This window comes from Dyella tabacisoli, assembly GCF_003350925.1.
In the GTDB taxonomy this organism is placed as follows: Bacteria; Pseudomonadota; Gammaproteobacteria; order Xanthomonadales; family Rhodanobacteraceae; genus Dyella_C; species Dyella_C tabacisoli.
Genome location: NZ_KZ857173.1, coordinates 814,022 through 827,304, shown reverse-complemented (window position 1 = coordinate 827,304; position 13,283 = coordinate 814,022). Strand labels below are relative to the sequence as shown.

Sequence of the window (13,283 nt, the reverse complement as noted above, 5' to 3'; positions counted from 1 at the left end):
CGCCAGCGCGTGGCTTGACCTGACGGCCAGTCAGGCGCTGCGCCACGCACCACCACCTGGCGGCCATAGCGGCTCAACGCGGGTCACTCGGAGGTCTCGAGCAGGCTCTGAAAACAAATTGCTCAGGGACCGGATCTTCACCGCCCGTACACAGCGGCTGGCAGCGTAGCAGCCGCCAGCCGGTCAGCAGACTGCCACGAAGCGGACCGAAGCGCGCGACCGCAATCCGTGCATAATCCGAGCAACTGGGGTGGAAGCGGCAGCGCTGCCCCAGTAACGGGCTGAGCCAGCGCTTATAGAAACCAAGCAATAAAAGTATGAGTCGGGTCAAAACGTTTCACGCTGCCAAGACAGTTTGCGGCTTACCGGGATAAGCTCCATTAGTGCTGCAGTATTCCAGAAGCATGGTTGCTGGTGTAAGGCACATGAGCTATAACACCGGGCCGCCACGGCCAAAACGGTGAAGGGAAATGGCGAAAACGACGCGTAGTTCGGCAGCTGTCAAGGCGCAGAAAGGGAAACCTGCGAGCAAGGCGAATGATGTCAAAGCCCCGAAGTCAAAAACTGCCGCTAAAGGCGGTGCAGCCAACAGTGGGCAGGCGGTGAAGCGCGCTGTGGCGAAGTTGCCTGCCAAAGCGGCACCTGCCAAGGTGGTCAAGAAAGTTGCAGCCAAGAAGGCCGCCGCACCTGCCAAAAAGGCCGCAGAGAAGAAAGCAGTTGTTAAGCAGGTCGCAGCGAAAAAGGCCGTCAAGCCCGCAGTGACCCAAAAAGCGGCGGTTAAGCCTGTGTCAAAGCAATCGCAGCCAAAGAAGGCCGCGCCGAGCAAGAAGCCCGTCGCCAAGAAAACCGTTGCCAAGAAGGCGCCTGTGAAAAAAGTCCAAAAACCAGCGGTCAAGAAAGCCGCGGCCCCCGTTAAACCGGCGTCCACGCCGGTCGCCAAGACCGCCGCCGCCAAACCGGCGATCAAGCAAATAGTGCCAGTGGCCGCCAAACCAGCCACAATAGCCAAATCCATACCTCCGCAGCCCGCTGCCGTGCCCCTCAAGGGCAAGGTGGCGAGTGCAGTCGCCGTGGCGACTCCGCGGGTGGCCTCTGCCACCGCGCGCCACACCATCCACAAAAAGCAGAAGACCCCGCAGTCCTCGATGAATAGTTCCGCAGCGTTAGACAACGGCATTACCAAAGACGATGGGCGCTATGCCCTGCCATCCACCACCCAGATCACTCTGCCCAAGGGGTATCACCCCTCGAGCGACAAGAGTGAGGAGTACATGAGTCCTCGCCAGTTGGCTTATTTCCGCAACAAGCTGCGCGAATGGCGCAACCAGCTTGTGGAAGAGTCGCGGCAGACCATGGAGAACCTGCGCGACGAAGTGCGCGACGTCGGCGACGAGGCCGAGCGGGCCACTCGGGAAACCGAGAACTCGCTGGAGCTGCGTACCCGTGATCGCTATCGCAAGTTGATCTCCAAGATCGACAAGGCGCTACGCCGTATTGAAGAAGGTCGCTACGGCTATTGCGAAGAAACCGACGAGGAAATCGGTGTGGAGCGCTTAGATGCACGCCCCATCGCGACCTTGTCGCTCGATGCGCAGGAGCGCTACGAGCATAAGCGTAAACAGATGGGCGACTGATCTCGCCGGTCGCTCGTGTCATGCGAAACCCCGCCATGCGCGGGGTTTCCTTTTATGGGCATCTTGCGGTTATTGCGCTACTTGCGCGGCGTGCGCCTTCAGTTTCGCCAGCATCGCCACCAGTCCGTTGGAGCGGGTCGGTGAAAGATGCTTGGCCAGGCCGATCGCTTCGATGAAGCGCGGTTCGGTGGCGAGAATATCCAGCGCCGGTCGATCCGAATAAACGCGTAAAACCAGGGCAATCAGGCCTGAGACGATGGCTGAATCGCTGGCGGCGGCGAAATGCAGCTTCGCGGCATCCCCGCTCGGTACTAGCCACACCATCGATTGGCAGCCGTGTACACGATGCTCTTCGGTCTTGAGCGCGTCGGGAAAGGGCGGCAGCTTTTTGCCCAGGTCGATCAAGTATTGATAACGCTCGGTCCAATCGCCGAAGAAGGCGAATTCGTCGACGATGTCCTGCTGGGCCTGTTCGGCGCTGGGTGTGGCGGTAGCGTTCATGCGCGCATTATTGCGCTTTATTCGTAGTAGCTCACCTTGCGGGCGATCATTCTCGCCGCTTCGGAGGGGGGCGCAGACGTTATCCCTTCGCTACGCTCCAGCGAGTCCCCTGCGCGCCGTCTTCAATAATGACGCCAAGCGCAGTGAGTTCGTCGCGGATCTCGTCAGCCCGCTTGAAGTCTCGTGCGGCACGGGCGTTGCGGCGTTCATTCAGCAATGCCTCGACGCGCGTCTCGTCGATATCGATGGTGCCGACTTGCTTAAACCACGCTTCGGGATGCTCTTGCAGCAGGCCGAGCAGGGCGCCGGCGCCAAGCAGGGCGGCTTTAGCCTCGCGACGGGCCTCGGTGCTGCCAGCCTGGCGGGCGGCATCGGCCAGTTGCGATAGCTCGGCGAGCGCTTGTGGCGTATTGAGGTCGTCGCATAGCGCCGCTTCCACCCGCTCCGGTACGGGCACGGTGAGGTCTCCCATGTCGATTTCGGCCAGGTCGCGCAGTACGCGATACCAGCCATCCAACGTGCTGACTGCTTGCGTGATCGCGCTGTCCGACCAATCCAGCGGTTGGCGGTAGTGTCCACGCAGCAATACCAGGCGCAGTGCTTCGGCAGGGTGCTGTTTGAGCAGCTCCTGGATCAGCAGTACGTTGCCCAGTGATTTGGACATTTTGCGGCCGTCGAAGGTAAGCATGCCGTTGTGCATCCACCAACGGGCGAAGGTCTTGCCGCCATGGGCGCAGGTGGATTGGGCAATCTCGTTTTCGTGGTGCGGAAAGAGCAGGTCCACACCGCCTGCATGGATGTCGATGGTCTCGCCCAGTTGTGCCGAGCACATGGCCGAGCATTCGATATGCCAGCCCGGCCGGCCGCGACCCCAGGGGCTGTCCCAGCCGGGTAGATCCGGGGTGGATGGCTTCCACAGCACGAAGTCGCCGGGGTTGTTCTTGTAAGGCGCCACTTCTACCCGTGCGCCGGCGATCAATTCTTCGGTATCGCGGCCAGAGAGCGCGCCGTAGGCGGGGAAGGAGTCCACCCGGAACAACACGTGACCCTCGGCGGCATAGGCATGGCCGTTAGCGATCAAAGCCTCGTTCATTGCGATGATCTCGCCGATATGCGCGGTGGCATGCGGTTCGATATCCGGTGGAGCGACACCGAGGCCGGCCATATCGGCATGGTAGGCCTTGGTGTAGCGGTCGGTGATCGTGCTGATCGGCACGCCTTCCTGCTTGGCGGCGGCGTTGATTTTGTCTTCTACGTCAGTGATGTTGCGGGCGTAGATCACCTGTGGATAGTGCCGGCGCAACAGCCTGGCAAGCACGTCGAAGACCACCGGGCCGCGCGCGTTGCCGATATGCACGTAGTTGTAGACCGTCGGTCCACAGACATACATGGTCACCCGTTGCGGATCGAGTGGAGCAAAGATCTCGGAGCGGCGTGTCAGGCTGTTGTAGAGCGAAATCGGCATCGGTGGAAAATCCGCGGCAGTGAACGGCCCGAAAGTGGGCGCAGACCAGCCTGACATCTTAACAAGATGTAAGTGGCGTCACAGGCTTACGGGCATTCTAAGCCTCGATTCAGTGTCAGTTTGTTGCAATCACCAGTGACGCTGAAAAGCGTGATACATGCCCCCGATTGGAGGTCGTAATGACCAAGCTGTTTTCCCCCGCGTTGATATGGGCTCTGGCTACCCTGGGTTTGATGACAGGTACCAGTGCTTTTGCGCAGGATGCGCGCTATTCAAACGTCGACAACAATGCCCACTACGGTTGGGCCGACGTACTGCGCGTGGATCCCATCTATGGCGTCGCCCGCACCGAAGTACCGCGCCAGGAGTGCTACGACCAGCAAGTGGTGCAGCGCGATTCGGGCAGCGGCAGTACGGCGGGCACCATCCTGGGTGCCGTCGTGGGTGGCGTATTGGGCAGCACGGTGGGCAAGGGCAATGGCCGCACCGCCGCCACAGTGGCTGGCGCGGTGGTGGGTGGCGCGGTTGGCAATGGCGTCACGCGCACGGGGGGCGGTGAGTACGAGAGCACTGAAACCCGCTGCCGCCAGGTCAGTTCGATCAGCGAGCAGCGCCGGATCATGGGCTACGACGTGGAGTACCGTTATCACGGCGAAGTCTACGTGTCGCGGCTCAACTACGATCCAGGCGAACGCCTGCGGGTTCGGGTCAGCGTAGGCCCCGCCGATTGATAATCCCTCCGCCGCCTTCGGGCGGCGGTTTGCTATCAGGCGTCCGCATATTGCATGGCAGCGAAAATCCCGTCATGATGCGCGCTTACTTACCCGGAATTCCGATGTCCGCAGCCGTCTATACCGCTACCGTCCTTACCAGCGCCCGTATGGCCGCAGGTATGACGTCGCGTGCTCGCCGACCGCTGGTCCGACATCTGGCCGGGTAGGCTGTCGCGCACGTTTCATGTGATTCGACTAAAAACCCGGCCATGTGCCGGGTTTTTTTGTTTATGGGATTTGTTTATGGATTGGGGATTGGGAGCAGCTATGACTCTTCGACATTTTCTAAGCACGCAGGACTACAGCCGCGCTGAGATCGATGCGCTGCTGGAGCAGGCCGCCGCCTTCAAACGTTCGCCGCGTGGTCAGCAGCTAGCTGGCAAGTCGATCGCCCTGTTGTTCTTCAATCCTTCGATGCGTACCCGTACCAGCTTTGAGCTGGGTGCGTTTCATCTGGGTGGCCATGCGATCGTGCTGGCGCCGGGTAAGGATGCGTGGCCGATCGAGTTCGAGGTCGGCAGCGTGATGGATGGCGATACCGAGGAGCACATCGCCGAGGTGGCGCGCGTGTTGTCGCGTTATGTCGACCTGATCGCGGTACGCGCATTTCCAAAGTTTCAGGATTGGGCGGTTGACCGCCAGGACCATGTCATCAAGGCGTTCGCGCAATACGCCACGGTGCCGGTCATCAATATGGAAACGATCACTCACCCTTGCCAGGAGTTGGCCCACGCGATGGCCATGAAGGAGCACCTGGGCGATCTGCAGAACCGCAAATACGTGCTGACCTGGACCTATCACCCGAAGCCGCTGAACACGGCGGTGGCTAATTCTTCGCTGCTGATCGCGACCAAGCTCGGCATGGACGTGACCCTGCTATGCCCGACGCCGGACTACGTACTCGACGAACGCTACATGGCCTACGGCTATCAGAACGCCAAGGATAACGGCGGTTCGCTCAAGGTCAGCCACAACATCGAAGAGGCCTATAGCGGTGCTGAGGTGGTCTATGCCAAGAGCTGGGGCGCGCTGCCGTTCTTCGGTCGCTGGGAGCAGGAAAAACCGATCCGCGAAGCGCACAAGCACTTCATCGTCGACGAGGCCAAGATGGCCTTGACCAACAACGGCCTGTTCAGCCACTGCCTGCCGTTGCGCCGAAATATCAAGGCGACCGATGCGGTGATGGATTCGCCCGCCTGCATCGCCATTGATGAAGCAGAGAATCGCTTGCATGTGCAGAAGGCTGTCATGGCCTCGTTGATGGCTGGTCGCTGAGCGCTATCGCATGTATATGCCACGGCATTTCAAAGAATCGCGTAGCGAAGTTCTGCGTAGCCTGCTGCGCGACTACCCTTTCGCCACGATGGTGACGACTCGTCCCATGTCGGGTCTGGCGGTCAATCACCTGCCGTTCGAACTGATCGGCGACTCGTTGCTGCACGGCCATGTAGCTCGCGGCAACGAGCTTGCACAGGCGGATGGCGCCGAAGTGCTGCTGATCTTTCAGGGGCCGGACGGCTATATCAGCCCGAATTGGTATCCGAGCAAGCATGAGACCGGGCGCGAGGTTCCTACGTGGAACTATGCCGTGGCGCACGTCTATGGTCGTCTTCGCACGATCGAAGACAAGAGCTGGCTGCGTCATTTGCTGGAAACACTGAGCGATCGCCATGAGGCAAATCAGCCAACGCCGTGGCGAGTGGCCGATGCTCCCGCCGATCATATCGACAAGATGCTCGGCGCCATCGTCGGTCTGGAGATCGCCATCGAGCGTATCGAAGGCAAGTTCAAGCTAAGCCAGAACCATCCGGCGCCGAATCGCGACGGAGTCGTACAAGGGCTACGGCAGCGCGACGACCGTCGCGATGCCGAGTTAGCCGACATGATGACCACCATCGAAGGGTTGAGACATGACGACTGAACAACACAGCTATGCGGTCGACGTAGCGTGGACAGGCAATCGCGGTACCGGCACGCGCAGCTATCAAGGTTATGGCCGTGAGCACGAGATTCGGATCGCCGGCAAGCCGACGATTGCCGGTTCATCGGACGCGGCCTTTCGCGGCGATGCGTCCAAACACAATCCCGAAGATTTAATGGTGGCCGCGCTGTCGAGCTGCCATATGCTTTGGTACTTGCATCTGGCTGCTGTCGCAGGTGTCGTAGTGACGGCCTATGTGGATGCCGCCGTAGGCACCCTCGTTATCAACGACCAGGGTGGCCAACTCAGCGAAGTGGTATTGCGTCCCGTGGTAACGGTGACTGCCGCCAGTGATACGGCCAAGGCCGTCGCCGTGCATGAAGACGCGCACCATGCCTGCTTTCTCGCCAGATCAGTGAATTTTCCAGTGCGCTGTGAGCCGCGCATCGTCGTTGAATCCGTATGACCGCTACTTTATTTCAGGATCGTAAGCCCATGAGCAAAGATATTGTTCTCGCCTTCTCCGGTGGTCTCGACACCAGTTTTTGTGTGCCTTATCTGCAGGAGCGCGGCTGGGCCGTACATACCGTGTTTGCCGATACCGGTGGCGTCGACGCCGAAGAGCGTGCCTTTATCGAGCAGCGTGCTGCCGAACTGGGCGTAGCTTCGCATGTCACTGTCGATGGTGGTCCGGCCATATGGGCCGGCTTCGTCAAACCCTTCATCCAGGCTGGCGAGGGGTATCAGGGACAGTACCCGTTGCTGGTGTCCGACCGTTATCTGATTGTCGAGGCCGCCCTGGCTCGCGCCGCCGAAATCGGTACCAAGGCGATTGCGCATGGCTGCACCGGCATGGGCAATGACCAAGTGCGTTTCGACTTGGCGGTCAAGGCTTTGGGCGATTACGAAATCGTTGCACCGATTCGCGAAATCCAGAAAGAGCACACCGAAGTGCGCGCCTACGAGCAGAAGTATCTTGAAGACCGCGGCTTCGGTGTTCGCGCCAAGCAGAAGGCCTACACAATCAACGAAAACCTGCTTGGCGTAACCCTATCCGGCGGGGAGATCGATCGCTGGCAGGCACCGGGCGAGGGTTCGCGTGGCTGGTGCAAGCCGCGCGCCGAATGGCCGTCTGAAACGTTGCGCGTCACTTTGAAGTTCGAGCACGGCGAAGCGGTGGCTTTGGATGGCGAAAAGATCGCCGGCCACAAGCTGCTGGCAAAACTCAATGGCTTGTTTGCGCAGTACGGCGTGGGTCGCGGCATGTATACCGGCGACACCACTATCGGCCTGAAGGGACGCATTGTGTATGAGGCGCCGGGCCTGTTCGCCCTGCTAGCCGCGCACCGAGCGCTGGAAGAGGCTGTGCTGAGCAAGCAGCAGAATCGTTTCAAGCCCGAAGTGGCGCGGAAGTGGGTCGAGCTGGTGTACGAGGGCTTTTTTCATGATCCGCTGAAGACCGATCTGGAAGCTTTCCTGGCCGCCAGTCAGCGTTGTGTCAATGGCGAAGTCGTGCTGGAAACCAGCGGTGGCGTAGTCAATGCGGTGGAGATCCGTTCGCCGCACATACTCAACGCCAAGGGCGCGACTTACGCCCAGGCCGCTGATTGGGGTGTGGCCGAAGCCGAAGGCTTTATTCGTCTGTACGGCATGAGCAGCACGCTGTGGGCTGAAATCAATCGGTGAACAGGTAAACCTATGAGCGAAGATTTGCGCATCAGTACGGAACGGAGTGAGCTCGATCTCGCCCTGATTCATGATTTCCTGTCGACTCGTTCGAGTTGGGCACAGGGGATTTCGCTTGAGCGAGTGCGCAAGTCGATCGAACATTCGCTGTGCTTTGGCGGCTTCCGTGGCGTGGCGCAGGTAGCGTTTGCACGAGTAATTACCGATTACGCGACCTTCGCCAATCTGGTGGATGTGTTTGTGCTCCCCGAGTATCGCGGCTACGGATACGGCAAGCAGGTGGTGCGAGCGGTGATGGAGCATCCGTCGTTGCAAGGGATGCGACGTTTCACTCTGGCTACCGCCGATGCACACGAACTGTATGCGCAATATGGATTCACCACGCCGCAGCGGCCAGCCACGCTGATGGAAATTTATGTGCCGGACATCTATGCGGTCGCCGACCGACGATGAACGGAATAATCAAGAAACCATAAGACGGACTTCATGAGCTCTTTACTGGACGAAACCCTTAAGCATTTGCGCGCATTGGTCGGCTACGACACGCGCAATCCACCGCGCGAGATCAATACCGGTGGCATCTTCGATTACCTGCGCGCGAATCTGCCGGGTTTCACGGTGACGGTGACCGATTTTGGCGCCGGTGCGGTGAACTTGTACGCCGTGCGCGGCCAGCCCAAGTATCTGTTCAATGTGCATTTGGATACCGTGCCCGACTCACCGCACTGGTCGGCCGATCCGCACACTTTGCGGGTGACCGAGGATCGCGCGATTGGCCTGGGTTCCTGCGATATCAAGGGTGCGGCGGCGGCCTTGGTCGCGGTTGCCAACGCGACCACCGGTGACATGGCCTTGCTGCTGTCCACTGACGAGGAGGCCAACGACGCGCGCTGCATCGACGGTTTTTTGAAGGGCCATCCGGTTTACGAGGCCATCATTGTCGCTGAGCCGACCAGTGGCGAAGCCGTGCTGGCGCACCGTGGCATCCATTCGGTACAGATGCGCTTCAAGGGCCGCGCAGGTCACGCTTCGGGTGAACAGAAACCTGCCGACAATGCGTTGCATCAGGCCATGCGCTGGGGCACTGCCGCCATGGATTATGTGGCGAAGCAATCGCATGAACGCTTTGGTGGCCTTACCGGCCTGCGCTTCAATATCGGCAAGGTCGAGGGCGGTATCAAGGCCAACGTGATCGCGCCGACAGCCGATGTGCGCTTCGGCTTCCGTCCGTTGCCGTCGATGGATGCCGACCGCATGCTGGAAACCTTTCGTACTTTGGTCGAGCCGCAGCCGGTGGAGTTCGGTGAAACCTTCCGCGGCGATTCGCTGCCTGCGGGCGATACCGCCACCGCCGAAGCACGTCGCCTGGCCGCGCGCGACCTGGCCGACGAACTTGGCATACCGGTCGGCAACGCGGTGGATTTCTGGACCGAATCGGCACTGTTTTCCGCCGCTGGCTATACCTCCTTCGTCTACGGCCCTGGCGATATCGCGCAAGCGCATAGCGCCGACGAATGGGTGGCACTGAGTCAATTGCAGCATTACGCAGAAACCATTTACCGGATCATTGACCGTGGAAGCGCATAAGCACACCCGCAAGACCATCGTGCGCCTGCTTTCGAGCATGGGCAGCACGAAGGAAATCCAGCAGTACCTGAAACGCTTTTCGCAGCTCGACGCGAAGCGCTTCGCCGTGGTCAAGGTCGGTGGTGCCGTATTGCGCGACGACTTGCCAGCGTTGACCTCATCGCTAACGTTCCTGCAGCAGGTCGGGCTGACTCCGATCGTGTTGCATGGTGCGGGCCCGCAGTTGGATGAAGAGCTGGCTGCGGCTGGCATCGAAAAACAAACCATCAACGGCCTGCGTGTGACATCGCCCAAGGCGCTGGCGATCGTTCGCAAGGTGTTTCAAGAGCAGAACCTGCGTCTGGTCGAAGCGCTGCAGTCGATGGATACTCGTGCGACCTCGGTGCCGTCGGGCGTTTTTACCTCGGTCTATCTTGATCGCGATATCTACGGCCTGGTCGGCAAGGTTGCCAGCATCAATCTCGCGCCGATCGAGGCCAGCCTGCGCGCCGGCTCCATCCCGGTGATTGCCAGCCTTGGCGAAACCGAAGAAGGGCAGATCCTCAATATCAACGCCGATTTCGCGGCGAACGAATTGGTGCGGGTGTTGCAGCCGTACAAGATCGTGTTTCTCACCGGTACCGGCGGGTTGCTCGACGATAAAGGCAAGATCATCGACTCGATCAACCTCAGTACCGAGTTTGAGCACCTGATGTCCCAGCCGTGGATCAACGGTGGCATGCGTTTGAAGATCGAACAGATCGCCGACCTGTTGGCAGACCTGCCGTTGACCTCATCCGTGTCGATTACGCGGCCCGCCGAGCTTGCCAAAGAGCTGTTCACCCATAAAGGTTCGGGCACCATGGTGCGGCGTGGCGAGAAAGTGCTGCGCGTGATCTCGTGGGACGGTATCGATCGCGAGCGCATGCGCGGACTGATCGAGTCGAGCTTTGGTCGCACCTTGTTGCCGGACTATTTCGAACGCACCAAGCCCTATCGCATCTATGTCAGTGAAAACTATCGCGCGGCGATGATTCTCACCGAAGAAGACGGGCTGGCCTATCTGGACAAATTCGCCGTGCTCGACGATGCCCAGGGCGAGGGTCTGGGCCGCGCTGTGTGGCAGGTGATGCGCGATGAAAACTCGCAACTGTTTTGGCGTTCGCGTCACGGCAATCCGGTCAATCCGTTTTACTACGCCGAATCCGATGGTTGTTTCAAGCAGGAGCACTGGAAAGTGTTCTGGTATGGCTTGAGCGATTTCGACACCATCGCCCGCTGTGTCGCGCATTGCGCGACACGGCAACCGACGTTGCTGGATTGAAACTGCACTCCTTCCCTGCGTGAAGGCAGGGAAGGATAAAAACATTGCACAGAGTGAACTCATGGCAGACCAGAAAAAAACTATCGGTATCGTCGGCGCGCGGGGTCACACCGGCGCTGAGCTGATTCGCCTGATTGCAGCGCATCCGGCGCTTGAGTTGCTCTTTGTCTCGTCGCGCGAGCTGGACGGGCAGCGTGTGGCCGATCATATGGATGGCTATGTCAGCGAGCTTCGTTACGCCAGCCTGGACCCCGCCGGCGTCGCCTCGCAGAACGCCGATGTGGTGATTCTGGCCCTGCCCAACGGCAAGGCGACTGCTTATGTTGAGGCACTCGATAAGGCGGCCCCGGACACGCTGATCCTCGATTTGTCCGCCGATTACCGTTTCGATGAGCGCTGGTATTACGGCCTGCCGGAGCTGACCCGCGAACGGTGGCATGGACAGAAGCGCATCAGCAATCCCGGTTGCTACGCGACCGCCATGCAGTTGTCGATTGCACCGTTGAAAGACTTGCTGGCCGCGCCGCCGGTGTGTTTTGGCGTCTCCGGCTACTCCGGTGCCGGTACGACGCCATCGGACAAGAACGATCCAGAAAAGCTGCGCGACAATCTTATGCCGTATGCGCTTACCGGCCATATGCATGAGAAAGAGGCCAGTCGCCATCTCGGTTTGCCGGTGGAGTTTCTGCCTCATGTCGCGCCGCATTTTCGCGGACTTACCGTGACGACCAATCTTTATCTGGCCCGCCCGCTCAAGCGCGAAGAAGTCATCCAGCGTTTCCATGCGCGCTACGACGCCGAGCCGCTGGTACGCATATTGGACGAGGCGCCCTGGGTGAATCAGGTGGCTAACAAACATCATGTCGAGATCGGTGGCTTTGCGCTGTCGGCCGACGGTAAGCGGGTAGTCGTGGTGGCGACGCTGGATAATTTGCTTAAAGGCGCGGCGACCCAGGCTATTCAGAACATTAATCGCGCTATCGGTGTCGGCGAATACACCGCCATTCCGATGGCGTAGTCGGATACGTCTCCTTCTACTTGCAGAAGGGGGCCGCGCGCGAGTGAAGCCTTGCCGCAAGCGTTCACCGCTCTTAATACATCGCAGGATACGAAAATGACCCAGCCGCTGTGGCAGAAAGCCAACATCAAGATCGATGCACGCATCATGAAGTTCCTTGCCGGCGATGACGTGCTGCTGGATCGTGAATTCTTTCTGCATGACATCACCGCCAGCAAGGCGCATGTCGAGGGTTTGGCGAATATTGGCGTCGTCAGTGTTGATGAGGCGGCTGCGTTGAAGCGTGAGCTTGACGTACTGGCAGCAGATTTTCGCAGTGGCGAGTTCGTGCTTGACGAGCGCTACGAAGACGGTCATTCGGCGATCGAGGCACGACTTACCGAACGCCTTGGCGATGCTGGTCGTCGCGTGCATACCGGTCGTAGCCGCAACGATCAGATTCTGGTCGCCACACGTTTATGGCTGAAAGACCAGCTTGCCGCGCTGGAAACGCATTGCCGCGCTATCGCCAGGGCCTGTCTGGAGCGCGCCGCACAGCCGGCCTTGCCGTTGCCGGGATACACCCATCTTCAACGCGCCGTGGTGTCGTCCACCGCGATGTGGTTTGCCGGTTTTGCCGAAGGTTTTATCGACAACGCATTACGTGCGCGACAGACCACCACGCTGATCGATGCCAATCCGCTTGGCACCGCCGCCGGCTACGGCGTGAATCTGCCGTTGGATCGCGAACACACCACCGCTGCGCTGGGTTTTGCGCGTATGCAGATTTCGCCGATCTATGCCCAGCTATCGCGCGGTAAATTCGAGATGGCTGTGCTGGAAGCCATCGCCGGCGCCTTGCTCGACCTGCGTCGGCTGGCTTGGGATTTGTCGCTATTCACCACCGCTGAATTCAACTTCGTCAGCTTGCCGTCGGAGTACACCACGGGCAGTTCGATCATGCCGAACAAGCGCAACCCCGATGTGGTGGAGTTGCTGCGCGCCAGCTATGCGAGCGTGGCGGCTGCACGCACTGAGATCGAGCAATTGCTGTCGCTGCCTTCGGGTTACCAGCGCGATTTGCAGTTCTCCAAGGGGTCGCTGTTTCACGGTTGTCGTCATGGTTTGGCTGCGCTTGAGCTGGTCCCCGATCTGCTGGCGCGGATGCAGTGGAATGAGAGCGCCATGCGTGCCGCGATCGAGCCGGCGATGTACGCCACCGATGTCGCCATCGAACAAGCGGCGGCTGGGGTTCCATTCCGCGACGCTTATCGCGCGGCTGCCGAAACCGCCAGCACGGCGGGGCATGGGCGCACACCGGAGAGCAGCCTTGCCGCGCGCGTGTCGCCCGGCGCGGGCAATGATCTGCGCCTGGATGAACTCGCCGCGCGTTTGCGCCAACTCGACGGCTGACCG

General features: G+C 60.0%; 14 protein-coding genes. 11 read left to right on the top strand and 3 right to left on the bottom strand.

Going from position 1 to position 13,283, the window contains the following annotated elements; genetic code table 11:
* Positions 1-73: 73 nt before the first annotated feature.
* Entirely contained in the window at positions 74-331 is a 258-nt protein-coding gene (gene yidD, locus DVJ77_RS03495) for a membrane protein insertion efficiency factor YidD (RefSeq protein ID WP_114844040.1), read from the bottom strand.
* A 139-nt stretch (positions 332-470) separates the two neighbouring features.
* On the opposite strand from yidD, the gene dksA reads away from it, so the two are divergent.
* Positions 471-1,634: an RNA polymerase-binding protein DksA gene (dksA, locus tag DVJ77_RS21370; RefSeq protein WP_225427767.1), complete on the top strand. Its 1,164-nt coding sequence runs from the start codon at positions 471-473 to the stop codon at positions 1,632-1,634.
* A 69-nt stretch (positions 1,635-1,703) separates the two neighbouring features.
* Here dksA and DVJ77_RS03480 read toward each other — a convergent pair whose 3' ends face one another.
* Together DVJ77_RS03480 and cysS are read right to left on the bottom strand one after the other, a co-directional pair.
* A complete protein-coding gene (locus DVJ77_RS03480) occupies positions 1,704-2,135 on the bottom strand; it encodes a SufE family protein (protein ID WP_114844038.1) in 432 nt (143 codons plus the stop codon).
* A 79-nt stretch (positions 2,136-2,214) separates the two neighbouring features.
* Positions 2,215-3,600: a cysteine--tRNA ligase gene (gene cysS, locus DVJ77_RS03475; RefSeq protein WP_114844037.1), complete on the bottom strand. Its 1,386-nt coding sequence runs from the start codon at positions 3,598-3,600 to the stop codon at positions 2,215-2,217.
* Positions 3,601-3,779: 179 nt separating this feature from the next.
* Between cysS and DVJ77_RS03470 the strand changes: the two genes are divergently transcribed.
* The 10 genes from DVJ77_RS03470 to argH all read left to right on the top strand — a co-directional run bounded on the left by DVJ77_RS03470 (position 3,780) and on the right by argH (position 13,280).
* Positions 3,780-4,331, top strand: coding sequence for a glycine zipper 2TM domain-containing protein (locus DVJ77_RS03470; protein WP_114844036.1), 552 nt, complete (start codon positions 3,780-3,782; stop codon positions 4,329-4,331).
* Positions 4,332-4,640: 309 nt separating this feature from the next.
* A complete protein-coding gene (locus tag DVJ77_RS03465; RefSeq protein WP_114844035.1) occupies positions 4,641-5,648 on the top strand; it encodes an N-acetylornithine carbamoyltransferase in 1,008 nt (335 codons plus the stop codon).
* Between the two features lie 10 nt (positions 5,649-5,658).
* Positions 5,659-6,294, top strand: coding sequence for an FMN-binding negative transcriptional regulator (locus DVJ77_RS03460; RefSeq protein WP_114844034.1), 636 nt, complete (start codon positions 5,659-5,661; stop codon positions 6,292-6,294).
* A complete protein-coding gene (locus DVJ77_RS03455; RefSeq protein WP_114844033.1) occupies positions 6,284-6,760 on the top strand; it encodes an OsmC family protein in 477 nt (158 codons plus the stop codon). The genes DVJ77_RS03460 and DVJ77_RS03455 overlap by 11 nt, the downstream gene beginning before the upstream one ends.
* A gap of 29 nt (positions 6,761-6,789) precedes the next feature.
* Positions 6,790-7,980, top strand: a complete 1,191-nt coding sequence (locus DVJ77_RS03450) for an argininosuccinate synthase (RefSeq protein WP_114844223.1) — start codon at positions 6,790-6,792, stop codon at positions 7,978-7,980.
* Between the two features lie 12 nt (positions 7,981-7,992).
* Positions 7,993-8,433: a GNAT family N-acetyltransferase gene (locus DVJ77_RS03445; protein WP_114844032.1), complete on the top strand. Its 441-nt coding sequence runs from the start codon at positions 7,993-7,995 to the stop codon at positions 8,431-8,433.
* Between the two features lie 33 nt (positions 8,434-8,466).
* The gene (locus DVJ77_RS03440; RefSeq protein ID WP_114844031.1) at positions 8,467-9,567 is read left to right on the top strand and encodes an acetylornithine deacetylase; all 1,101 of its coding nucleotides are present in this window, start codon (positions 8,467-8,469) and stop codon (positions 9,565-9,567) included.
* Positions 9,568-9,604: 37 nt separating this feature from the next.
* A complete protein-coding gene (locus DVJ77_RS03435; protein ID WP_263853808.1) occupies positions 9,605-10,870 on the top strand; it encodes an acetylglutamate kinase in 1,266 nt (421 codons plus the stop codon).
* Positions 10,871-10,931: 61 nt separating this feature from the next.
* Positions 10,932-11,888: an N-acetyl-gamma-glutamyl-phosphate reductase gene (gene argC, locus DVJ77_RS03430; RefSeq protein WP_114844029.1), complete on the top strand. Its 957-nt coding sequence runs from the start codon at positions 10,932-10,934 to the stop codon at positions 11,886-11,888.
* A 96-nt stretch (positions 11,889-11,984) separates the two neighbouring features.
* On the top strand, positions 11,985-13,280 hold the full coding sequence (gene argH, locus DVJ77_RS03425; RefSeq protein WP_114844028.1) for an argininosuccinate lyase: 1,296 nt from the start codon (positions 11,985-11,987) through the stop codon (positions 13,278-13,280).
* Positions 13,281-13,283: the final 3 nt, after the last annotated feature.

What these genes read in the sequence shown, in the direction of transcription:
- DVJ77_RS03435 (WP_263853808.1), top strand. Translation starts at nt 9,605, where the DNA reads ATGGGCAGCACGAAGGAAATCCAGCAGTACCTGAAACGCTTTTCGCAG.
- DVJ77_RS03450 (WP_114844223.1), top strand. Translation starts at nt 6,790, where the DNA reads ATGAGCAAAGATATTGTTCTCGCCTTCTCCGGTGGTCTCGACACCAGT.
- dksA (WP_225427767.1), top strand. Translation starts at nt 471, where the DNA reads ATGGCGAAAACGACGCGTAGTTCGGCAGCTGTCAAGGCGCAGAAAGGG.
- DVJ77_RS03470 (WP_114844036.1), top strand. Translation starts at nt 3,780, where the DNA reads ATGACCAAGCTGTTTTCCCCCGCGTTGATATGGGCTCTGGCTACCCTG.
- DVJ77_RS03445 (WP_114844032.1), top strand. Translation starts at nt 7,993, where the DNA reads ATGAGCGAAGATTTGCGCATCAGTACGGAACGGAGTGAGCTCGATCTC.
- DVJ77_RS03480 (WP_114844038.1), bottom strand. Translation starts at nt 2,135, where the DNA reads ATGAACGCTACCGCCACACCCAGCGCCGAACAGGCCCAGCAGGACATC.
- DVJ77_RS03460 (WP_114844034.1), top strand. Translation starts at nt 5,659, where the DNA reads ATGTATATGCCACGGCATTTCAAAGAATCGCGTAGCGAAGTTCTGCGT.
- DVJ77_RS03440 (WP_114844031.1), top strand. Translation starts at nt 8,467, where the DNA reads ATGAGCTCTTTACTGGACGAAACCCTTAAGCATTTGCGCGCATTGGTC.
- DVJ77_RS03455 (WP_114844033.1), top strand. Translation starts at nt 6,284, where the DNA reads ATGACGACTGAACAACACAGCTATGCGGTCGACGTAGCGTGGACAGGC.
- argC (WP_114844029.1), top strand. Translation starts at nt 10,932, where the DNA reads ATGGCAGACCAGAAAAAAACTATCGGTATCGTCGGCGCGCGGGGTCAC.
- DVJ77_RS03465 (WP_114844035.1), top strand. Translation starts at nt 4,641, where the DNA reads ATGACTCTTCGACATTTTCTAAGCACGCAGGACTACAGCCGCGCTGAG.
- argH (WP_114844028.1), top strand. Translation starts at nt 11,985, where the DNA reads ATGACCCAGCCGCTGTGGCAGAAAGCCAACATCAAGATCGATGCACGC.
- cysS (WP_114844037.1), bottom strand. Translation starts at nt 3,600, where the DNA reads ATGCCGATTTCGCTCTACAACAGCCTGACACGCCGCTCCGAGATCTTT.